The sequence below is a fragment of the Ignavibacteriales bacterium genome, from assembly GCA_026390775.1.
Lineage (GTDB): Bacteria > Bacteroidota > Ignavibacteria > Ignavibacteriales > Melioribacteraceae > Fen-1258.
Genome location: JAPLFF010000007.1, coordinates 112,249 through 136,890, shown reverse-complemented (window position 1 = coordinate 136,890; position 24,642 = coordinate 112,249). Strand labels below are relative to the sequence as shown.

The 24,642-nt window shown below is 37.0% G+C and carries 10 protein-coding genes; 4 read left to right on the top strand and 6 right to left on the bottom strand.

What is annotated here, in order from left to right; translation table 11 throughout:
- Positions 1-2: 2 nt before the first annotated feature.
- The 3 genes from NTZ27_05750 (at position 3) to NTZ27_05740 (ending at position 12,964) form a co-directional block, all read left to right on the top strand.
- Positions 3-1,556, top strand: a complete 1,554-nt coding sequence (locus tag NTZ27_05750; protein ID MCX6174237.1) for an FAD-binding protein — start codon at positions 3-5, stop codon at positions 1,554-1,556.
- A gap of 306 nt (positions 1,557-1,862) precedes the next feature.
- Positions 1,863-3,050: a tail fiber domain-containing protein gene (locus tag NTZ27_05745; GenBank protein ID MCX6174236.1), complete on the top strand. Its 1,188-nt coding sequence runs from the start codon at positions 1,863-1,865 to the stop codon at positions 3,048-3,050.
- Between the two features lie 26 nt (positions 3,051-3,076).
- A complete protein-coding gene (locus NTZ27_05740; GenBank protein ID MCX6174235.1) occupies positions 3,077-12,964 on the top strand; it encodes a fibronectin type III domain-containing protein in 9,888 nt (3,295 codons plus the stop codon).
- 32 nt (positions 12,965-12,996) lie between these two features.
- On the opposite strand, the gene NTZ27_05735 is transcribed toward NTZ27_05740, so the two are convergent.
- Genes NTZ27_05735 through mutS form a run of 4 tightly spaced genes read right to left on the bottom strand, consistent with a single transcriptional unit; the run spans position 12,997 to position 18,423 of the window.
- The gene (locus NTZ27_05735) at positions 12,997-14,079 is read right to left on the bottom strand and encodes a prephenate dehydrogenase/arogenate dehydrogenase family protein (GenBank protein MCX6174234.1); all 1,083 of its coding nucleotides are present in this window, start codon (positions 14,077-14,079) and stop codon (positions 12,997-12,999) included.
- On the bottom strand, positions 14,080-15,093 hold the full coding sequence (gene aroF, locus NTZ27_05730) for a 3-deoxy-7-phosphoheptulonate synthase (protein ID MCX6174233.1): 1,014 nt from the start codon (positions 15,091-15,093) through the stop codon (positions 14,080-14,082).
- 14 nt (positions 15,094-15,107) lie between these two features.
- The gene (locus tag NTZ27_05725; GenBank protein ID MCX6174232.1) at positions 15,108-15,824 is read right to left on the bottom strand and encodes a DUF1684 domain-containing protein; all 717 of its coding nucleotides are present in this window, start codon (positions 15,822-15,824) and stop codon (positions 15,108-15,110) included.
- Positions 15,808-18,423 carry a DNA mismatch repair protein MutS gene (mutS, locus tag NTZ27_05720; protein MCX6174231.1) on the bottom strand — a complete coding sequence of 872 codons (2,616 nt, stop codon included), beginning with the start codon at positions 18,421-18,423 and terminating at the stop codon, positions 15,808-15,810. Before mutS ends, NTZ27_05725 begins: the two co-directional genes overlap by 17 nt.
- Positions 18,424-18,633: 210 nt before the next feature.
- Here mutS and NTZ27_05715 point away from each other — a divergent pair, with 210 nt between their 5' ends.
- On the top strand, positions 18,634-22,215 hold the full coding sequence (locus NTZ27_05715) for an alpha-amylase family glycosyl hydrolase (protein ID MCX6174230.1): 3,582 nt from the start codon (positions 18,634-18,636) through the stop codon (positions 22,213-22,215).
- Here the strand turns inward: NTZ27_05715 and gltA are convergent.
- A complete protein-coding gene (gene gltA, locus NTZ27_05710) occupies positions 22,208-23,728 on the bottom strand; it encodes an NADPH-dependent glutamate synthase (protein ID MCX6174229.1) in 1,521 nt (506 codons plus the stop codon). The genes NTZ27_05715 and gltA overlap by 8 nt on opposite strands.
- On the bottom strand, positions 23,725-24,579 hold the full coding sequence (locus tag NTZ27_05705) for a sulfide/dihydroorotate dehydrogenase-like FAD/NAD-binding protein (protein ID MCX6174228.1): 855 nt from the start codon (positions 24,577-24,579) through the stop codon (positions 23,725-23,727). Before NTZ27_05705 ends, gltA begins: the two co-directional genes overlap by 4 nt.
- Between the last annotated feature and the right edge of the window lie 63 nt (positions 24,580-24,642).

The following is a 24,642-nucleotide window of genomic DNA, read 5'->3' as shown; positions in this document are numbered from 1 at the left end:
TTATGAAAAAAGAAATCGAGCTCGTACTTCCACCCGAATATGTCAATGATTATTCATATCAAAGAAATCTTGCTGCAAAAGAATTAAAACTTAACATTGAAGAAATTACTGCCGTTCAAATTATCCGACGATCTGTTGATGCGCGAAGTAAGAATCCAATCTTCAGAGCAAAGGCAATTGTGTATTTGAATGAAGAGCCTGTTGATATTTATTCCTCAATAATTTTTAAGCCGGTAAAAGGAAACAAAAAAATATTGATCGTAGGGATGGGTCCAGCCGGAATGTTTGCTGCATTAAGATTAATTGAGTTGGGAATTAAACCAATAATTTTAGAACGCGGTAAAGATGTTCAATCCCGCCGCAAAGATTTACATGATATCCAGCAATTTGGCAACGTCAATCCGGATTCAAATTATTGTTTTGGTGAAGGCGGTGCCGGAACATACAGTGATGGAAAACTTTACACTCGCTCGACAAAACGCGGCGATGTAAATAGAATACTCAACATTTTTGTTCAGCATGGTTCACAGAAAGAAATATTAATTGATGCACATCCGCATATTGGTTCGAATATTCTTCCAAAAGTTGTTCAAGCAATCCGCCAAACAATTATTGATTGCGGCGGAGAAATTCATTTCGATTCCCGCGTTACAGATTTTATTCTTGATGGAAAGCAATTAAAAGGATTAGTAGTCAACACCGAAAAAGAATTCCTTGGTGATTCGGTTATACTTGCTACAGGACATTCTGCGCGTGATATTTACTATCTCTTAGATAAGCATAAAATTAAACTTGAAGCGAAACCGTTTGCAATGGGCGTTCGAATTGAGCATCCGCAAAAACTTATTGATGAAATTCAATATCACTCAAAAGAAAGAAATTCAAATCTGCCGGTTTCAAGTTACAACTTAGCTTGTCAAGTGAACGACCGCGGAGTTTATTCGTTTTGTATGTGTCCTGGTGGAATAATAATTCCGGCATCAACCTCTTCAGAAGAACTTGTTCTTAACGGAATGAGTGTCTCCCGAAGAGATTCTCCGTTTGCTAATTCCGGATTAGTAGTTTCGGTTGATGAAAAAGATTGGGAACAGTATAAATCATTTGGAGTTTTTGCCGGACTCGAATTCCAAAAAGAAGTTGAGAGAATTGCATTCGAAGCAGGAGGAAAAAAACAGAGAGCGCCATCACAACGTATAACTGATTTTGTAAAAGGAGAAATTTCTAAAACACTTCCAGAATCATCATATATACCGGGAATAATTAGTTCACCTCTTCATGAAATTCTTCCGAAAAATATTGCTGAAGGAATTAGAAAGAGTTTATTTATATTCGACAAAAAGATGAAAGGATATTACTCAGAAGAAGCGCAGATTCTTGCAGCCGAAACACGAACCAGTTCTCCAATCAGAATTCCACGTGACAATAAATCTTTAATGCACATTGAAGTAGAAGGATTATTTCCGTGTGGCGAAGGTGCTGGATATGCCGGTGGCATCGTTTCTGCTGCAATAGATGGAGAACGTTGCGCTGATGCTGTTGGTTTTATTTTAAAATAACGAATTGAGACTTGATATCTTTCTTTATCCTTTAGAAAAGTGAATTGTGACTTAACACTTAGCATATTTAAAATCTTTTTACCAATTTAAATATGAAATATTTGTAACTAGGGTTAATTTTTAAAATTTAAATACATTTCTTTCATCACAACATATTCACGAATTCAGTAGATCTTGTTTTATATAAATTGTTTACACTACTAAGAGTTGGCTTTTTAAAAATCTCTACATATAACTGAATTTGTGCAATCATAAATAAATCTTTTCAAATTATATCTCGTATAAAATAATTCAGGGAGTAGTCCTATGAAGAAATCTATTTTTTTCTTGTTAATATTTTTTTCTGCAGTAATATCTGCACAAAATATTGTTAACACTCTTGCAGCCGGTGGAATTTTCTCTATTATAAATGGTGCCAATACCTATTTCACTGTTAAACAATCCACTGGTTTAGTCGGAATAGGAACCAATGCAACGGACCCACGAGCCCAGCTAGAAATTGGCGGAACAGACGGACTGCTTGTAAGAGGAACAATAAATTCCGGAACTATTCGAGCACTTGGTGCCGGTTTAAGAATGCATTGGTATCCAAGAAAAGGAGCGTTTAGAGTGGGCATGGCAGAAACATCTTATTGGGATGACGACGGCACCTCGTATCCGAAGATGGCATTGTATTCAATAGCTATGGGGTATCAGCCGCGTGCTTCAGCTGTGGCTTCTACTGCTATCGGGGCATATAATCAAGCAACCGGAGATTATTCCCTTTCTCTTGGGTCATATAGCCAGGCAACCGCATCTCATGCAATTGCCATTGGTACACAGGCATATGCTACCGGAATTTATTCTATTGCAATTGGCAGCGGTGCCAATACAAATGGTAGAGACGGCTCTATGGTTATTGGAGACGATGCATATTTTCAAACAGCATACTCTGCTGCAGACAATCAATTAACAATGCGTTTTATAGGTGGTTACCGCTTATGGAGTTCTTACCCAGATTCAACCTCGGGTGTTTATATGAGGCATGGTCAAAGCGGTTGGTCGAATTATTGTGATCGTAATAAAAAAGAAAATTTTGAAAAAATAGATGGTGAATGGCTCCTCAAAAAAATAAGAAACATACCAATTACAAAATGGAATTATAAAAAGACGGATGTTAATGAAAAGTATATAGGCCCGATGGCTCAGGATTTTTATTCTGCGTTCCAGCTAAGCGGAACGGATAGTCTTGGAATAAACTCCATATGTATAGACGGTGTAAATATGGCTGGAGTTAAGGCGCTTGAAGAAAGAACTTCCGAAATGAAAACCACAATGCAAAAAATTATTGAACAAAACGAAAAGCTTATTTCAGAAAATGAAAAGTTGAAAGAACAACTTTCGAATGTTAGTAAGGTAAGCGATGAACTTTTGGAATTGAGAAAACTGAAAGCAGAATTAAAAATTGTAAAAGCGAAAAATGAAAAGGAAGATGTTGCATTAATTTCTAAATAAAAATTTGCTGATTAGCTAGAAAGGGAATGAAGAAATATTTTTTTTTATTGATTTGTTTTGTTGCAGTTCAATGGACATATGCACAAAGTACGATTACTATTAATCCTGGTACCTCGATAAGCATAGGTACTGGAAGCGCTGTTACTGCCGGATATAGAGACGGAACGCTGACAAATGCCGGTACTTTTAACGCAAGATCTATTACATTTGACCCGGTTGCAACAGCAGCCACATCTGTAACACAAACAAGTTTTAATGCAAATTGGAATTCCTCAGTTGGAGCCACTGGATATAAATTAGATGTATCTACAGATCCAAACTTCGGAACGTTTGTAACAGGTTATCAAAATTTGGATGTAGGTAACGTTATTACTTATTCTGTAAGTACAAATTTGTCTGCAGGATCAACTTATTACTATCGCCTAAGAGCATATGACATAGACGGCATAACAGGTTATTCAAATGTAATTACAGTTATGATGGCTCCTCCAAATCCGGTTGCGACTGCAGCAACAGGAATGACCGATCTAAGTTTTAATGCTAATTGGAATAGCATAACTGGTGCAACAGGCTATCGGCTGGATGTCTCAACAACAATAGGATTTAACGCAGGAACTTTTGTTGCTGGATTTGAAAACAAAGATGTTGATAATGTGACAGCGTACTCGGTTACAGGTCTTTCCGGGAATTCGACTTATTATTATAGAATCAGAGCTTATAATGGAAGCGGTGTGAGTAGTAATTCGGGAACTATAACTGTTTTAACAGCACCGGCAGCTTCAACAGCAACTTCAGCATCCACAATAACACAAACAAGTTTTTCGGCAAACTGGGATGCATCTGCCGGGTCAACTGGATATAGATTGGATGTAGCAACAGATGCTGGGTTTGGCGCTGGAACTTTTGTAACAGGTTTTCAAAATCTTGATGTTGGAAATGTTATTACTCATTCTGTAAATACAAGTCTGCTTGCTGGAACAACATATTATTACCGTGTAAAAGCTTATAGTGCAAGTGGTACAGGAAGTAATTCAAATACAATAAGTTTAATTACAATTCCGCCAAATCCAACAACTACTGCCGCATCGAATATTCAAATAACAAGTTTCAATGCAAACTGGAATGCATCAACTGGTGCAACAAAATATTATTTGGATGTATCAACCGATGTCGGTTTTGGTGCAGGAACTTATGTAACTGATTACGAAAACAAAGATGTCGGCAACGTATCAACATTTTCAGTAAATACAAATCTTTCAGGTGGAACAACATATTATTACAGAGTTCGTGCAAACAATGCCGGTGGAACGAGCGGCAATTCTGGAGTGATAACAGTTTTATTAATTCCGCCAAATCCAACTGCTATTGCGGCAACGGCATGGACACAAACAAGTTTTTCTGCAAACTGGGATGCATCCACAGGAGCTGCAAAATATTATTTAGATGTATCCACTAATTCGGGTTTTGCTGCTGGAACATTTGTAACGAATTATGAAAACAGAGATGTTGGAGGAGTAACAACATTTTCTGTAAATACAAATCTAACGGCTGGAACAATATATTATTACCGTGTGCGTGCTAACAATATAAGTGGAACTAGCGGTAACTCAAACACAATTGATTTGGTTACTATTCCACCAAATCCTACTGCTGTTGCAGCAACTAGTATTACCGAAGCAAGTTTTAACGCAAACTGGAATACATCACTTTCAGCAACCGGATACCGGCTTGATGTTTCAACAGATATAAATTTTGGTATCGGAAATTTTGTTGTTGGTTTCCTAGATAAAGATGTTGTTGGTACATCATGTTCTGTAACAGGTCTATTGGCAAATACAACTTATTATTATAGAGTAAGAGCTTATAACGGAAATGGAACAAGTGGAAATTCGGGAAACATAACGCAGCTAACAGCACCTGCTGTTCCGACAGCAACAGCAGCCACTTCAATTACACAAACAAGTTTCGATGCAAATTGGGATTCTTCGGCAGGAGCTACAGGTTACCGTTTAGATGTTTCGACAGACGTCGGTTTCGGCGCAGGTACTTTTGTAACTGGTTACCAGAATAAAGATGTTGGTAATGTTATAACTTTTTCGGTTAATACTTATTTGGTTGAAGGTAGTACATATTATTACCGCGTTCGTGCATACAGTGCTGGCGGAACGAGTACAAACTCTGGTACGATAAATTTGGTAACTATCCCCAAAGCGCCAATTGAAACAGAAGCAACTGCAATAAGTACTACAAGTTTCGATGCAAACTGGAATTCTTCAGCGAGTGCTACCGGTTACCGTTTAGATGTATCAACAAGTGCAGGTTTTGGTTCTTTTGTATCTGGTTATCAAAATAAAGATGTTGGTAAAGTTACAACTTCATCTGTGAATACAAATTTGGTTGAAGGTACAACCTATTATTACAGGATTCGTGCGTACAATACCGGAGGTACAAGTGGAAATTCAGGAGTTATCACAGTCTCAACTGTATCAACAGCGCCAACAGCAAATGCAGCAACGTTAATCGAACCAACAAGATTCACTTCAAATTGGAGTTCTGTTACCGGTGCAAGCGGTTATACGCTAGATGTTTCTACAGATAATTTATTTGGAAGTTTTGTAACCGGTTATAATAATATTGATGTGGGAAACGTTACTTCATTCGAAGTAACCGGATTGTCTAGAGGGATTACATATTATTACCGGGTTAGAGCATATAATGTTGGTGGTACAAGCGGAAATTCAAATACACGGTCGGTAAAAACTCTTTCACCAGCACCAATTGTTACTCCGGCAACATTGATAACCGGAACAAGTTTTTCCGCTAATTGGAATTCGGCAACTGGGGCTACAGGTTATTATCTTGATGTTGCAACCGATAATATTTTCACAAGTTTTGTAGCAGGTTTTAATAATAAAGACGTAAGCAATGTTACAACTTATTCTGTTCCAGGATTAACAGCTGGAAATACTTATTACTACCGCGTGCGTACATACAACACCAGCGGCACAGGTATGAATTCCAGCACAATAACAGTAGTGACCATTCCACCTGCGCCGGTTGAACTTGCAGCATCATCAATTACAAATAATAGCTTTGCTGCAAACTGGAATTCATCAGTCGGTGCAATTGGATATTATCTTGATGTTGCAACCGACATAGGGTTTTCAAGTTTAGTTGCCGGATTTAGCGGCAAAAATATTGGAGATGTTACAACATATTCAGTTACAGGACTATCGGCAAGTACCGGATATTTTTATAGAGTAAGAGCATATAATACAGGAGGAACGAGCGATGATTCGGGGAATGAAAATCCAACTACTCTCGCAAATCTTGTTTCTATACCTGCAGTGACACCGGCATCGAATATAGCAACAACAAGCTTTTCTGCAAATTGGAATTCTGTTACTGGTGCTACCAAATATTATCTTGATGTATCAACGGTTTCCGATTTTTCAACCTTTGTTACCGCTTGGAATAATGTTGATGTTGGTAATGTTGTAACAAATTCTGTCAGTACAAATTTAACAGCAGGAAATATATATTACTATCGTGTCAGGGCCTTTAATGCAAGTGGAACAAGTGGAAATTCAAACAAGATCCTGGTTAAAACAATTCCTTTGGCTCCGGCAGAACAAGCAGCTTCTGCAGTTGCAGCAACAAACTTCGATGCAAACTGGTCAGCATCAACAGGTGCAACCGGTTATTACCTTGATGTTTCAACAGATGTAAATTTTGGTGGTGGAAATTTTGTTGCCGGTTTTAACAATAGAGATGTAGGCAATGTTGTTACTTATGTTGTTACAGGTTTAACAGGAAGCACTCCGTATTATTACCACATAAGAGCTTACAACACAGGTGGTACGAGTGTAAACTCTGGGAGTATCAATCCCACAACTCTTGCCGGCGGTACTGTAATAGCTACAGCGGCAACAACAATAACAGGTATAAGCTTCGATGCAAATTGGAATGCATATGGCGGTGCTACAGGTTACAGATTAGATGTATCAACCGATCCCGGTTTTGGTGTAGGTACTTTTGTAATCGGTTATGATGATCAAGATGTAAATAATGTAATAACGTTTTCAGTTACCGGATTATCTAAAGGAACTAATTATTATTATAGAGTTAAAGCGTATAATGGCGGGGGAGAACTTGGAACCTCTGGAACTATAAACGTAATTACATTGCCCGATGCACCGACAGCAACTATAGCATCATCTGTTTCTGAAATTAGTTTTGACGCAAACTGGAATGCTACAACAAGTGCAACAGGTTATTACATTGATGTAGCAACCGACAATGGTTTTACAACTTTTGTAACTGGGTTCAATAATAAATATGTAAATAATGTAATTACATATTCAATTACAGGATTAACAGGAGGCACTACTTATTATTATAGAGTAAGAGCAAAAAACGGAAGTGGTACTGGCGAAAGTTCTTCAACAATTACGCCATTAACAGTTCCGCATAAACCATCAACAACATTTGCAACAGCCCTAACAAATAACAGCTTCAGCGCAAATTGGAATTCTTCTATCGGTGCAACAGGCTATTATCTTGATGTTGCGACTGATGTTGGGTTTACAAGTTTTGTTGTAGGATTTAATAATGAAGATGTTCTAAATGTTACATCTTATTCTGTAACAGGTTTATCAGGTGGAACAACTTACTACTATAGGATCCGAGCGTATAATGGAAGTGGAGTGAGCAATAATTCCGAAACATTTACAGCATTAACTTTGCCTTCAGCACCAACATCTACAAGTGCGACATCAGTTGCAAAAACAAGTTTCACTGCCAATTGGAATCCTTCGGTTGGTGCTATTAAGTATTATTTGGATGTCGCAACAACGAGCAATTTTACTGGAGGTACATATGCCAGCGGGTATCAAAATTTAGATGTTAGCTCAGCCGTTACTTTTTCTGTTTTAGGTTTAACAAGAGGAACAACTTATTATTATCGTGTACGCGCTTTCAACTCAAGCGGAACAAGCAGTAATTCGGATAATCAAACTGTTCTAACTTTTCCACCGGATCCAAATGTGCTTTCTGCGACTAATATACAAAGTGCGAGTTTCAGCGCAAACTGGAATGCTTCTACGAGCGCAACAGGATACAAATTAGATGTATCAACTGTTTCTAATTTTGCAAGTTTTGTCGGTGTATATAATGATTTTGATATTGGCAATTTTACAACTCGTTCTGTATCCGGATTGACTGCGGGAAACACTTATTATTACCGTGTTAGATCATATAACGGCAGTGGAACCAGTGACAATTCCGGAACAATGATAGTTTTAATTGCACCAGCAGTTCCAGTTGCAACTGTCGCCACTTCACTTGGTGAAGCAGGTTTTTCTGCAAATTGGAATTCAAGCAACGGAGCGGATGGATATAAAATTGATGTATCAACTGATGTTGGTTTTTCAAGCTTTGTAGGAGGATATAATAATAGAGATGTGGGTAGTGCAACAACATTTTCTATAACCGGGTTAAATAGCGGTTCAACTTATTATTATCAAGTAAGATCGTACAGCGGGGGAAGAACAAGTGGAAATTCAAATACTATAACTGCATTAACAAAACCAGTAGCACCTGTAGCAACTGCTGCATCATCAATCAACGAATCCAGTTTCAGCACAAACTGGAATTCATCAACAGGTGCAGCGAAGTACTATTTGGATGTTGCGACAGATAATGGATTCACAAGTTTTGTTGCCGGGTACAATAATAAAGATGTAGGCAACTTTACAACTTCTTCAGTAACCGGCTTAGCAGCAAATACTAATTACTATTATAGATTAAGATCCAATAATGCAAGCGGAACGAGCGGAAATTCTGGAACAATAAATGTTTTATCAGCACCAGCAGTACCAACAACAACAGCAGCAACATCAATTATCAATACTAGTTTTAATGCAAATTGGAATTCATCTGCAGGTGCTGCAGGATATAGATTGGATGTATCAACATTTTCAAATTTTATCAGCTTTGTTGGAATTTATAATAACAGCGATGTAGGTAATGTAACAACATATTCGGTTGTAGGACTCAGCGGAAGTACAACTTATTATTATCGGGTAAGAGCGTATAATGGAACTGGTACAAGCGGAAATTCCACATCAATTAATTTAACAACAGCTGTCGATCCTTCAGGTGTTCCAACAACTAATGCAGCAACAAATATTGCACAAACAAGTTTTTCGGCAAATTGGAATGCAGTGGCAGGTGCTGGTGGTTACAGGTTGGATGTATCAACCGATTGGAATTTTGGAGCAGGTACATTTGTAACAAATTTCGAAAATCGAGATGTTGGGAATTTGACAACTTATTCGGTGACAGGTTTAACAAATGGAACTACATATTATTACCGTCTGAGATCATACAATGTAAGCGGCACGAGCGGGAATTCAGGATCAAGAACTGTATTGACACTTCCAGGAACGCCAACAACAACTACAGCAACGTCTTTAGCAGCTACAAGTTTTAGTGCAAACTGGGATGCTTCAACGGGTGCAACAGGTTATTCTCTTGATGTTGCGACTGATGTTGGATTTACAAGTTTTGTCGCCGGGTTTAATAATAAAGATGTTTCGAATGTTACTACTTATTCAGTAACAAGTTTAGCTGGGGGAACAAATTATTATTACAGAGTACGCGCATATAATGGAAGCGGTGCAAGCGGAAATTCCGGAACTATTACTTTACTGACTTTACCATCATCGCCAACGGCTACAGCGGCAACATCGCTGGCAGAAACAACTTTTAACGCAAATTGGAATCCTGTTACGGGTGCTGACGGATATCGGTTAGATGTATCTACCGATATAGGATTTGGTGCTGGGACATTTGTATCAGGTTATCAAGATAAAGATGTTGTTGGAGGGACAACATCTGTGGTTTCAGGATTATCCGGAGGAACAAATTATTATTATAGAGTTAGAGCATATAACGGAAGCGGAACCAGCACTAATTCCATTTCGATAACTGCACTTACTTTATCGGATGTACCTACCGCAACTGCAGCCACATCAGTTGGTGAAACAAGTTTTTCTGCAAATTGGAATCCAGTAACAGGTGTAACTAAATATTATCTCGATGTTTCGACTGATGGGGGTTTTGGTGCCGGTACATTTGTAGCAGGTTACCAGGATAAAGATGTAAGTAACGTTACTACATATTCAGTAACAATTTTATCCATCAACACTAATTATTATTACAGAGTAAGATCATATAACGGAAGTGGAACAAGCGGAAATTCAAACACAATTAATGTTTTAACATCTCCTTCAGCACCAACTGCGACCTCTGCAACTTCATCTGGGGGATCTAGTTTTAATTCAAATTGGAATACAGTAATTAATGCAACTAAATATTATCTAGATGTTTCTGCGGATGCAGCATTCGGTGCCGGGTCATTCGAAACCAATTACGAAAATAAAGATGTTGGCAACGTTACTACATTTTCTGTCACTGATATTACAGGAGAAATAACTCATTATTATAGAGTTAGATCTTCAAATGGAAGCGGAATTAGTGATAACTCGGGAACGATAACAGTTTTAGGTGTACCTAATGCAACATCTGCAACGGCAGTTACCCAAACTAGTTTTTCAATAAATTGGGATCCGGTAATAAGTATAACAGGATATAGATTAGATGTTTCAACTGATATAAGTTTTGGAGCTGGTACGTTTGTAGCCGGTTATCAAAATAAAGATGTTGGAAACGTTACAACATTCCCGATTTCCGGTTTAACTCCAAATAGCGGTTATTATTATAGAGTTAGATCCTATGATTTGAGCAACACGAGCGGAAATTCAAATACTATTATTGTAAAAAATCTTCCTGTTGCACCTGTAGCAGTTAATGCAACAATAATAAAACAAAGTAGTTTCAGAGCAAATTGGAATGCACCATCAGGTGGGGCTTCCGGATATTTTATTGATGTTGCAACCGATGCCGGATTTGTTAATTATGTAACAGGCTACCAGAATAAAGTTGTATATAATGTTACATCGTTTGTTGTTAATAATATTGCTGCGGGAACTGATTACTATTATAGAGTACGAGCATATAATTCTTGGGGCAATTCTGATAACTCAAATATAATTATGTTGATCACAATCCCAGAAAATCCAACTGCTAAAGCAGCGATTAATATTACAAGCACGAGTTTTACTGCTAATTGGGATGATGTGATAGGTGCTAATAGATATTATCTTGATATTGCAACCGACCCCGGTTTCAGTAATATGTTGGATGGTTATAATAATAAGAATGTTGCTAATGTTACAGCTTTTTCCATAACAACCGTTGCCAAAAATACTTCATTCTATTATAGAATCAGATCAAACAATTCAACTGGAACAAGCAGTAATTCAAATACTATTTCATTGGCAACTTTACCAAACTATGCGCCAATAACGAGCGGAATCGAAGCATCACCATTAGATTTTACAGAAGGCGAACTCCCTCAACAGATTACAGCTACAATAACAGTTAATGATTTGGATAATTTGAACCTTGAAAACGCGGTTATTCAGATAACAACAAATTATCAAAACGGTGAGGATATATTAAGTTTTACAAATCAAAATGGAATTACTGGGGAATGGAATAGTGTAAATGGATCTATGACTTTAAATGGGACTGCAACTCTTGCCAATTATCAAACTGCAATACGTGATGTGAAATATAAAAACGTAAGCAACCACCCGAAAAAAAATGTTAGAACAGTAAATTTTACAGTCAACGATGGAAATATCAACAGCAATGTTTCAACAAGGGAAATTTCAATCACATCAATCAATACACCTCCAGTGATATCTAATATTGAATCTGATCCTATTGAATATAAAATAAAACAAAGCCTCTATACTTTAACTAATACAATTGTTGTTGAAGATGTTGATGATGATAATAATGGTAGCGCGATAATTTCTATTACGGAAAATTATCGAGAAGGTGAAGATGAACTGGTTTTTAATAATCAAAATCAAATTACAGGAGAATGGAATTCAAGTAAAGGTATATTAAGTTTGCATGGACACGGTTCGGTTAATAATTATCAAGCAGCGCTTCGCACTGTGAGTTATAGGAACAATAAAATAGTCCCGAACAAAAATAATAGAACGATAAACATTACATTTAACGATGGTGATGATAATAGCAACTCTCTTTTTAAGGGAATTAAATTTACTTCCGGAAACATCGCACCATTATTGTCAGATATAGAAAAAAGTAAAATAAATTATTCACTTAATAGTGATCGGGTAACAGTTAGTGATAGCATCGTTATTTCTGACTCAGATGATTTATTTCTGCAAAGCGGGGAAGTAAAAATTGAAGAAGGTTTTCTAGTTGGGGAAGATGTACTTCAGTTTGAAGCACCTCAAAATATTAATGCGCTTTACAATTTGGCAACCGGTACTTTAACATTATCCGGTCAAGGAGACTTCGCAACTTATCAAAATATTTTTAGATCTGTAAAGTATAAAAATATAAAAGGGACTGATGCAACGAAATCAACTAAGACAGTTGTTTTTTCTGTAATGGATGGAAGTGAAAAGAGCAACAATGCAACAAGACTAATTTCTGTTGAAGGAACAGTGACGGATGTTAAAGAACTTTCGCTTGGAATTCCGGACGAGTTTCAACTATACCAAAATTATCCAAATCCATTTAACCCGACAACTACAATAAGATTTGCTATACCGCAGCAATCTAAAGTAAAAATTATTGTATATGATGTAATCGGAAGAGAAGTAATAAAACTTGTAGATTCGGAAAAGCCGCCCGGTTATTATGAGTCATCATTTAAGGCGGAATATTTACCAAGCGGAATTTACATCTATCAAATTATTACAGATGGATTTAATCAAGCTAAGAAAATGATTCTATTAAAATAGTATTGAAGTTGCTGATGCGATTGCAAAAAAAATTATATCTTAGTTGAAAACCCAATCTTCTCAATAATTTCTTTAGCTTTCTCAGCATCCACTTCACTTTCGAAAGCAATTCTAAAAGTTCCGCCGGAACCCTCACGGATTTTCAGAAGCTCGATGTCTTTAATGTTGATCTTGTTTTCAAATAGTGCAGTTGAAATTTTGCTTATTACACCCGGTTCATCTTTTACGAAAACAAAAACATCATAAATCTGGTTGATGAAACCTTTGTTGGATTTCGGAATTTCATCGCGTTTAACTCTTGCATTTTCAAATTTTTCGGTCAGCTTTTTATAATCTTCATTAGAGATTGATTTTTTCATTTGATCTAAATCAAAAATAAAATTATCAATCGCTTGTATAATATTTTTTCTGTTCTCACGTAGAACGGGTTCCCAAACATTAAATTCGCTTGAAGCAATACGGGTCATATCTCTAAATCCGCCGGCAGCGTAATCGAAAAAGTTTATATTGCTTCCTTTTAATCCCGCCGAATTGATAAGCGAAACGGATAACAGTTGTGGAAGATGGCTGACCGATGCAACAATTATATCGTGCACTTTGGGATTTAGAAAAGTGATTTTTGCACCAAGCTGATGAATTATTTCTGTGAATGAATCTATCACCGAAAATTCTTTTGCAGATTCGTTAAGTATGTAAACACAGTTTTCAAAAAGAAGAGGATCAGAATTTTCAAATCCACCTTTTTCTTTTCCGGTCATCGGATGTCCGCCGATGTAAATCCCTTTCCGTTCTTTCTTATCCCAAATTTCCTGGAAGATGGATTTCACTCCGCACACATCGGTCAAAATCTGATTTGGATTAATTTTTTCTGAGAGTTTTTCAAAAACATTTATTGATGCATCAACAGGAAGACAGAGAAAGATCAAATCTGCATCAAGACTTTCTTCAAATGATGAAAGTTTTTTATCAATAACTTTTTGTTCTAAAGCTTTATCGAGAATATCCGGATTGTCAAACCCGCTTATGAAATGAGTTGAAGAAAAATTTTTAATTGCCTTCGCAATAGAACCGCCGATCAATCCTAATCCTATTATTGAAATTTTTCGGATTTCCAATTATAGTTTCCTTCCAATTGCTAGAGCGATCAATCGTAACTCATCCATTAATTTTAGATAAGTGTTGGGAAGAAGCGCTTGAGGGCCGTCTGATAAAGCGTTTTCGGGATCGTCATGGATCTCGATCATAATTCCATCAGCTCCGGCTGCAACGGCGGCGCGAGCCATTGGTGGAACCTGATCTCGTAATCCTGTAGCGTGTGAAGGATCGGCTATAATAGGCAAATGACTTTTTTTATGTACGACTGGAATTGCCGATAGATCAAATGTATTGCGTGTATAATTCTCAAACGTTCTAATTCCGCGCTCGCACAGGAAAATATTTTTGTTCCCGCCATTTAAAAGATATTCCGCCGACATCAGCCACTCTTCAATTGTTGCGGCAATGCCGCGTTTAACCATTACAGGTCTTGTTGTCTTACCTAATTCTTTCAGCAAAGAAAAATTTTGCATGTTGCGTGCGCCAAGCTGAAAGATATCGGTATATCTGTCAATTAATTCTATCTGTTCGATCTGCATTACTTCTGTAACAACTAACAAATTATTTTCATCAGCAGCGCCGCGGATTAATTTTAATCCTTCTTCACCAAGACCTTGAAATGAATAAGGCGAAGTGCGCGGTTTGAAAGCGCCGCCTCTTAAAATCTTTGCACCGGATTTTGCAACAACTTTTGCCAAACGGAAAATTTGATCTTCATTTTCGATCGAACACGGACCTGCAATCATTACAATTTGATTCCCGCCTAACTCAACATCTTTAACCTTTATAACTGTGTTAGCTTCGTGAAAACTTCTGCTTGAAAGTTTGTAAGGAGTTGTAACACGGTAAACTTCATCTACTCCGTCAAGTATGCTGATGTTGCGAGTGTCGAAGTTTGGTTTTACTCCAATAGCTCCGAGAATAGTCCGTTCAGTTCCTATAGATTTGTGAATCTGAAATCCAAATCCTTCAAGGTGTTTGATCACATTTTCTATCTGAGATTCTGTTGCGTTTTTTTCTAAGATTACAACCAAGTTAAACTCCGTAATTATTCATGAAATTTTTTCTCTCCCGCTCGAATTGCGATCGGGATGAGATCTTCTTTTGTTGGAATTGCGCATGAGTAATTTGGACTATATGCACAATATGGATTGTATGCTAAGTTAAAATCAATTTCATATTCATTGTTTGGGTCATCAACTTTTTCAAAGTCAATATAGCGTCCAACGCCGTATGATTCATTGTTCGTGGTTTTATCTGTGAACCAAATTGAATAATAAGTTTCACCACCGGCTGTCGTTCCTTGATAGACATTTATATTATACTGTTTGTTTTGATAAGTAATCACAACATAACCATAGCGTATTGCTTTCCTCGGCTCACCTTTAGTGCCGTAAATTGTAACTGTGTCTTTCGGCTCATATTCATAAAGCATACTTCTGAAAACGTACGAAGGATCAACATCAAAGTAATTCAAATCGTGGAATTCGACTTTTCCTTTTTTGTTAAATGGTGAAGATGGATCGTTTTTCATTTCTTCATTTTTCTCGGTGCGGTATTTTTCGATCTTTGTAATATATGTTTTCTGTTCGGGTGTGTAATTCTTTCCGCAACTGATGAGGAATAAAAAAATAATCATTATTAAGTATGTGATTATGTCACTCTGAGGAGTGTAACGACGAAGAATCTTTCTCACGAATAAAGATCGAGATTCTTCTCCCGACAAGTCGGGATCAGAATGACAAATTTTAATCTTTCTTTTCATCAATCTTCTTCTTTAATTCACTTAGTTTATTCAATGCTTCAAGCGGAGTTAAACTGTTTATCGAAATATCAGAAATTTGTTTTCTTAATTCTTCGTCCTTCATTTCAAACAGACTGATCTGAAAATCATCTTGTCCTTTAAGCTTTGCAAGTTTAGCTTTCTTCATTTCATAAGGAGTTAATTCTTTACTCTCTAAATTAGCAAGAATTTCTTTAGCACGGTTAGTAACAAACAGAGGCAAGCCCGCCATTTGTCCAACTTGAATTCCATAACTATGATCGGCACCGCCGGAAGAAACTTTGTGTAAGAAAATTACTTTATCACCGTACTCACGGACTTCAACTTTGAAATTTTTGATACGAGGGAATAAAGTTGCCATTTCATTTAACTCGTGATAATGAGTAGCGAATAAAGTCTTTGCAGTAAGATTCGGATTCTCATGTAGATATTCTGTTATTGCCCATGCGATTGATATTCCATCAAATGTACTTGTCCCGCGTCCGATTTCATCAAGCAAAATTAAACTCTTACTTGAAGCATTGTTCAAAATATTTGCAGCTTCCTGCATCTCAACAAGAAAAGTTGATTCGCCTGCTGAGATGTTATCGCTCGCGCCAACACGTGTGAAAATTCTATCTACTAAACCGATCTTTGCCGATGTTGCGGAAACAAAAGAACCAATCTGCGCCATCAATACTATCAGTCCAACTTGACGGAGATAAACTGATTTACCCGCCATGTTTGGTCCGGTAAGAATTATTATCTGCTCGTCTGATGAAGAAAGTTTAGAACTGTTTGGAGTAAATTTTTCTCCCGGAGGTAAAATTCTTTCAACAACCGGATGACGTCCGTCTATTATTTCGAGTGAATCGGATTCATCAAGCTGCGGACGGACATATTTATATTCGTCGGCACATTCCGAAAATGATTGGTAACAATCAAGCATCGCAATCAATTTAGCATTTTCTTGAACTGCTTCTGTCTCCGATGCCACATCTAATCTAACTTGATCGAAAAGTTGATATTCCAGATTAGCAATGTTTTCTTCTGCATTCAGAATTTTATCTTCGTACTCTTTTAGTTCAGGAGTAATAAATCTTTCGTTATTAACTAGAGTTTGTTTGCGGATGTAGTTCTCCGGAACTTTATCTTTGTTGGCATTGCTGATCTCAATGTAATAACCGAATACTTTATTGTAACTAACTTTAAGTGAAGAGATTTTCGTCCGTTCTCGTTCCGTTTTTTGAAGAGTTGCAATCCAATCTTTCGCATTTGTAGAAAGTCCTCTTAATTCATCCAGCTCAGGACTAAAGCCATTGCGAATTACACCACCATCAGAAATTGCAAGAGGCGGGTCATCAGAAATTGCCAGTTCAATTTTCTCTACAAGTTTATCAAGAGAGTTAAGTCGTTGATTTATTGCTGTGAGTGTTTCTACTGAAGTTTGGTCTAAAAGTTGTTTGATCAGCGGAATTTTTTTGAGAGACGTTTTTAGATTTAACAATTCACGCGGGTTAACTCTTCCGGTACATATTTTAGAAATCAATCTTTCTAAATCGCCAATCTCTTTTAATTCATTCTGTAAATTTTTTCTAAGAATTTTATTTTGTAAAAGTGCTTCTATTGATTCCTGGCGTTTGATGATAGGTTCTAATTTTGTTAATGGAGCGGAGATCCATTTCTTGAGCATCCGTGCGCCCATTGAAGTTAAGGTCTTATCAAGAATTGAAATCAATGATCCTTCACGTTCACCTTCCTGCATTGTGAACATGATCTCTAAATTTTTTTTAGTTGAATAATCTAAGATCATGTAATCGGAAGGATTATGCCGCGAAATTTTATTTAAATGTGTAAGATTAGCTTTTTGAGTTTCGCGCAAATAATTTAGAGCAGCACCGGCGGAGCTAATCGCGATTCGTAAATTCTCGATACCAAATCCCTTCAACGTTTTTGTGTTGAAATGATTCATCAATAGTTCAGTACAGTAATCGTAATTGAAAATCCAATCATCAATTTTTGTTATTCGTGCAGATGGAACAGCTTTGTGAATCAGCGGTTCAAGTTCATTCTTAAGTTTTTTTGGAATTAATATCTCAGAAGGATTGATCGAACCAAGTTGTTGTGATAATTCAGTTCTATTGAATTCAAAAGTTGAAAACTCACCGGTAGATATATCGCAGAATGCAATTCCGGCAATTTCATCTTCAATGTAAACCGAGAGTAAATAATTATTTTTTTTATGATCGAGAAGTTTATCAGATATTGCAACTCCCGGGGTAACAACTTCAATAACTTCACGCTTAACAATCCCTTTAGCAAACTTCGGATTTTCCATCTGCTCGCAGACAGCAACGCGGTAACCGGCACGTACCAGTTTTGGTAAATAGGTATCAATTGCATGATGCGGAAATCCGGCAAGCGGAACCTCGCCAGCGGCGCCATTGGCACGTTTTGTAAGAGTAATGCCCAAAACTTTGGAAGCAGTTTTTGCATCCTCCTCAAAAGTTTCAAAGAAATCTCCCATTCGGAAAAGCAAAATGGTATCGGGATAATTTTCTTTTATCTTGGCATATTGCGCCATTAAAGGTGTAATGGACATAGCTTGATTTTAATTTTGTGGCTAAAAATAGTTTAATAGTGAGTTAGAATCAAAAATAGCTTTTAGCTATTGGCTATTAGCTTTTTAACTAGATAAGATGAACATCATTTGGTATAGTCCTACTGGGTTTAATTCAGTAGTGCAAGCGCGGTTTAATGATAACAATCAATTAGTTATATTAAGAATGAAAATGAAATAATTCAGTCTAAAATGACACTAACAAAAATCGTTCTCGGTAACGAAAATTTATTCATTCAAAAATCTTTTCCTAAATATGAATTTCATATTTCGAAAGAAGCACGCAGCAAATACAATTTTGAAGATGGATTGTTCGAGATAAACGGGAATGTTATCCTGGCAGATTTTTATGCGGTTAGAATATTTGTCCAGAAAATAAATTCTAAGAGAGAAATAAAAGAGCACGTTGCAGCCGGTCAGGTTAATGCCGCCGGATTGATGGATGAGATTTATCATTATTTATTCCGGTTATATGAACTACAAATTAATCCCGGCGTTTTTAAAAAAGCTCTCGATTATCTTAACGGCAAACTCGGAGAAGAAAAGATCCGTAAAGTTCTTTTCGATTTTGTTTCTGCTTTCCCACCGATGGAAGTGTATAAAGGTAAATCAAGCACTTTTGATTATCTGAACTCTTTTTCTGCAGATCGCTCGAATGCAGAAGTTACTCTGGAAGAATTGATTCTACTTTATTTCGCAAATTATAATCCCTCTAACAAAAAATTAATTGAACTATTCGACCAAAATTATTTTTCAGAAAAAGAACTCTATAAAAAAACAGTTGATGAACTTGATCTATTCTTTCAAAACGAAAAAAAACTAGGTCCCGATAATCAAGATGTTTTTACTTTTTTGAAAACCCCGATTATTAATAGTCCGGATAACATCGAGGCACAACTCGATTTCATCCGTGAGAAGTATGGAGTTTTACTAGATGAAAAATTCCTTAAAAGAATTCTTACAGGTAAAGACCTAATAAAAGAAGATTTCAAATTGGAATTTGGAGGACCGGGCGGAGCGCCGACAGTTGTTCCTCAATATAAAAGCGGGTTGTATGATGATTCTATTTCTCTCGGGAAATCCGGTTACAAATACGCAGCCGATAGTTATAAAGATTATGAAGAATTCGAAAATTTTACTCCCGATTCAAACTGGATGCCACGCGTAGTAATGATAGCAAAAAACATTTACGTTTGGTTAGATCAGCTTTCAAAAAAATATCAAAGACACATCAAAACTTTAGATCAAATTCCGGATGAAGAATTAGATCAACTGGCACGTTGGAATTTTAACGGACTCTGGCTTATCGGAATTTGGGAACGAAGCAGCGCATCAAAAAAAATAAAACATATCATGGGAAATATTGATGCGGTTTCTTCTGCATATTCTTTGTATGATTATCAAATCGCAAACGATCTCGGCGGTGAACTTTCCTACAACAATTTGAACGAACGCGCACGTGCAAGAGGAATCCGTCTTGCAAGCGATATGGTTCCTAATCACACAGGAATTTTTTCTAAGTGGGTGATTGAGCATCCGGAATATTTTATCCAATCAAATCATCCGCCATTTCCAAATTATAGTTTTACCGGGAATAATCTTTCTGATGATCATTCGGTTCAGATCAGAATTGAAGATGGTTTTTGGAGAAGGAGCGATGCCGCAGTTGTATTCCAGCGTATTGATAACAACAGCAGAGAGGTGCGATATATTTATCACGGTAATGACGGAACAAATATGCCGTGGAATGATACTGCTCAGCTCAATATGATTAGACAAGAAGTTCGTGAAGCTGTGATACAAAAAATATTTGATGTTGCACGGAAGTTTTCTATTATCCGATTCGATGCGGCAATGACGTTGGCGAAAAAACATTTCTCGCGTTTGTGGTATCCTGAACCCGGACGCGGAGGAGACATTCCGTCGCGATCTGATTATGCAATGACAAGAGAAGAATTCGATAAAGTATTTCCGGTTGAATTTTGGCGGGAGGTTGTTGACCGAATTAATAATGAAATGCCCGATACACTTTTACTTGCAGAAGCTTTCTGGTTGATGGAAGGATATTTTGTACGCACACTTGGAATGCACCGTGTTTACAACAGCGCATTTATGCACATGATGATGAAAGAAGAAAATGCAAAGTATCGCGATCTAATTTCCAACACGCTTGAGTTTGAACCGGAAATTTTAAAACGCTACGTAAATTTTATGAGCAATCCCGATGAAGAAACTGCGATCAAACAATTTGGAACTGATGATAAATATTTTGGTGTTTGCATGATGATGATAACTTTACCCGGTTTGCCGATGTTTGCTCACGGGCAGATTGAAGGTTATACTGAAAAATATGGAATGGAATATCAACGTGCATATTACAATGAAACTCCGAATCAATGGCTGATGGACCGTCATCAGTATGAAATATTTCCATTGATGAAAAAACGTTATTTGTTCAGTCAAGTTTCAAATTTTTGGCTCTTTGATTTTATTGATGGTTACGGCGGTATAAACGAAAATGTTTTTGCTTACACGAATACCGAACACGGAGAAAGAGCACTAATATTCTACAACAACAAATATGAAAATACATCCGGCACTATTTTCCGTTCCTCACCTAAACTGATGAACAATTACGGCAGCAAAGGAATTGAATCCCGAACCATTGCAGAAGCTTTGTGGATCAAGCCTTCAGAAAAACATTTTTACATTTTCAGAGATCATATTTCAAATTTAGAATTTATTAGAACCGGAATTGATATAGCTGTAAATGGATTCAAAGCAGAACTCGGGGCGTTTAAATATTTAGTCTATTTGGATTGGCGAGAAGTTTACGATGAAAAAGGTGATTGGGCTAAACTTGCATGGAGACTTGGTCGTAACGGCGTGCCGAATATGCAGCGTGCTTATGATGAAATGAAAATGGAAGCCATTCATATTGCGTTTGAAAAAATGTTTGATGATGAATCGTTGAATGGATTTATGAAAACTTGTATTCTGGAAGAAACTAAAAAAACGAAAAAAGACAGAATTAGTTTTATTGATGAAAGATATTTCAATTTATTAAATACAATTAAAGATCATTTCGGATTAGATTCTGATCTCAAACCGATAATTGAAAAATTTGAGAATTCGATTGTGGCTGTCCGCAAATTAAATATTTTGATTGATGATCAATATAAGTTAGAAAAAAAATCCGCATCTAAAAATATTCATCATGCAATTCAGATATCACGCAATACTAATTTTCATGATAACTCGATCATCTTTATGCTGTGGCTGATTATTTCGAATGTGAAAGAGTTGTTCCCGTTGGAAGGAAAAGTAAATCGGCAAAATTATGTTGATGAAATGCTTCTTGATTCATCTGTCAAAAAGATTCTGCAAAAGTTGGACAAGGTCAATGAGATAAATTTGCTGAACATATTCATAAATAATTTTGATCAGATGATGGAAGTATTCAGTCATGAAGAGAAGAAAGATGAACTCTTTTCCTTATTCGATAACGAAGCTGTTAGAATATATCTCGGTGTAAATCAATTTGAAAATATCTGGTATTACAGTAAAGAAAATTTTGAAAAACTGCTTAATTGGTTATTTACATTTTATGGTTTGCTGATAATGAAAAATGAAAGTTATGATTCGAAAACTATCAAAAATTTATTTAGTCAATCTTATAAAAATTATTCTGAAATAATTGGAGCATCAAAGAAATCAGAATACAAATTGGAACAATTCAAAGAAAAGTTAAGTAAGGGGAAAGCGGCTAATTAACAGCCGCTTTTTCTTTTTCAATCTCTTCGGCAAGCATTTTATTTATTGCAGCAGCAGCACGCCGTCCTTCACCCATTGCAAGAATTACAGTTGCAGCACCTAAAACAATATCACCGCCCGCAAAAATTCTATTAACAGATGTCTTCTGTGTTTCATCAACTATAATGTTGCCCCATTTATTAACATTAAGCTGGGGTGTAGTCTGACTAATTAACGGATTACTTCCGTTCCCGATCGCTACAATAACGGTGTCAACATTTAGAATAAATTCGCTGTTGGGAATTACAACCGGTCTGCGTCTTCCAGAAGAATCCGGTTCCCCAAGTTCGTAACGTAAACATTCCATTCCATTCACTCTACCTTTTTCATTACCCAAAATTCTTTTTGCATTTTGTAAGAAATAAAATTCAATTCCTTCTTCCTTTGCATGAGCAACTTCTTCTTTACGCGCAGGCATTTCAACTTCTGTTCTTCTGTAAACGACATAAACATTTTCTGCACCGAGACGTTTTGCCATGCGTGCAGAATCCATGGCAACATTTCCTCCACCAAGCACTGCAACATTTTTAGATACATAGATCGGTGTGTCTGCATGTCCTTTATCGAATGCACGCATTAGATTTGCGCGAGTTAAATATTCGTTAGCTGAAAAAACTCCAACTAAACTTTCACCTTCAATTCCCATGAACATCGGTAATCCGGCACCAGTACCTACAAAGATTGCATGATAACCGTCTTTATTCATTAAGTCTGTAAGTTTGCGTGTTCTTCCAACAACAAAATTTGTTTTTATCTCCACACCCATTGCTTTTAAAACATCAATCTCTTTATCTATTATATCATTCGGCAATCTGAATTCCGGAATTCCGTAACGAAGAACTCCACCGAGTTTATGAAACGCTTCAAAGATTGTAACATGATGTCCTTCACGTCTGCAATCTGCCGCTACAACTAATCCGGCGGGACCGCTTCCTACAACTGCAACTTTTTTCCCGGTTGCGGGTTTTATTTCGGGGATTGCAATTTTTCCGGTTGCACGTTCCCAATCGGCAACAAATCTTTCAAGCCGTCCGATAGCAACTGATTTATCAACATCCTTCAATGCTTTCCCGACTGTACAATTTGCCTGGCATTGAGTTTCTTGCGGACAAACTCTACCGCAGATTGCAGGGAGGAGAGATGCTTCTTTTATAACACCAACAGCTTGATCATATTCTTCATGTGCAACGTGATTAATAAATCTTGGTATATCTATTTTAACCGGACAATCATCAACGCAAGTTTTTTTGACACACTGCAAACATCTCATTGCTTCGATTCGTGCCTGTTCCATTGTGTAGCCGAGAGTAACTTCGTCCAAATTGTGAGAACGGATTTCCGGATCTTGGGCGGGCATCTCTTGCGGAGGAATCTTTGTCCGTTCCTTCGCTTTCATATCATCTATTTTATCAAGGTATTCAACAATTAATTTTTTTGCTTCTTCGGATAATTGTTCGGCAGTATGATGACTCATCTAAGCGCCTCCTTATCTTTAATTTCTTGTTCGAGAAAACAACTGTGCGCTTCACGTTCTAATTCTTTATAAGAATTTAATCTTGCCATCATATTATCGAAATCAACTTTGTGCCCGTCGAATTCCGGACCATCAACACAAACGAACTTTATTTCTTTGCCTACATTCACTCTGCAGCCGCCGCACATTCCCGTTCCGTCAACCATAATTGTATTTAGCGAAACTTGTGTGAAGACTTCATAAGGTCTTGTAGTTTCGGAACAGAACTTCATCATTATCGGCGGACCGATTGCAATTACCATATTTGGTTTTGGAGAACGTTCGCAAATTTCTTTTAACGGTACGGTTACCAATGCTTTACGCCCGTAACTTCCGTCATCGGTGCAGAGAATAAATTCATCAGCAATATTTTTCATTTCTTCTTCAAGAATGATAAGATCTTTTGTGCGGGCGCCGATTATTGTAATTACATGATTGCCGGCTTTCTTTAATGCTTGTGCGATCGGGTGAAGCGGTGCAACTCCAATTCCGCCTCCGACACAAACTACCGTTCCAAAATTGTCTATGTGAGTAGGTTTACCAAGAGGACCGACTAAAGTAGGAATAACATCGCCAACACTTTTTTCTGAAAGCTGAAGTGTACTTTTACCAACGACTTGAAAAATAATTGTTATCGAACCTTCCTTAGTATCTGCATCAGCAATTGTTAACGGAATTCTTTCACCGTAATCGTCATCGAGCTGAAGAATAATAAATTGTCCGGCTGATCTTTCTTCCGCAATAAGCGGTGCATCAAGACGCATCATATAAACATCTTTGGAGAGCTGTTTCTTGAAAAGTATTTTACTCATTAATTCACCTGTTATGAAACAATAAAGGATAATTAGAATTTTTGTCGTTGGTAAAAATATGGA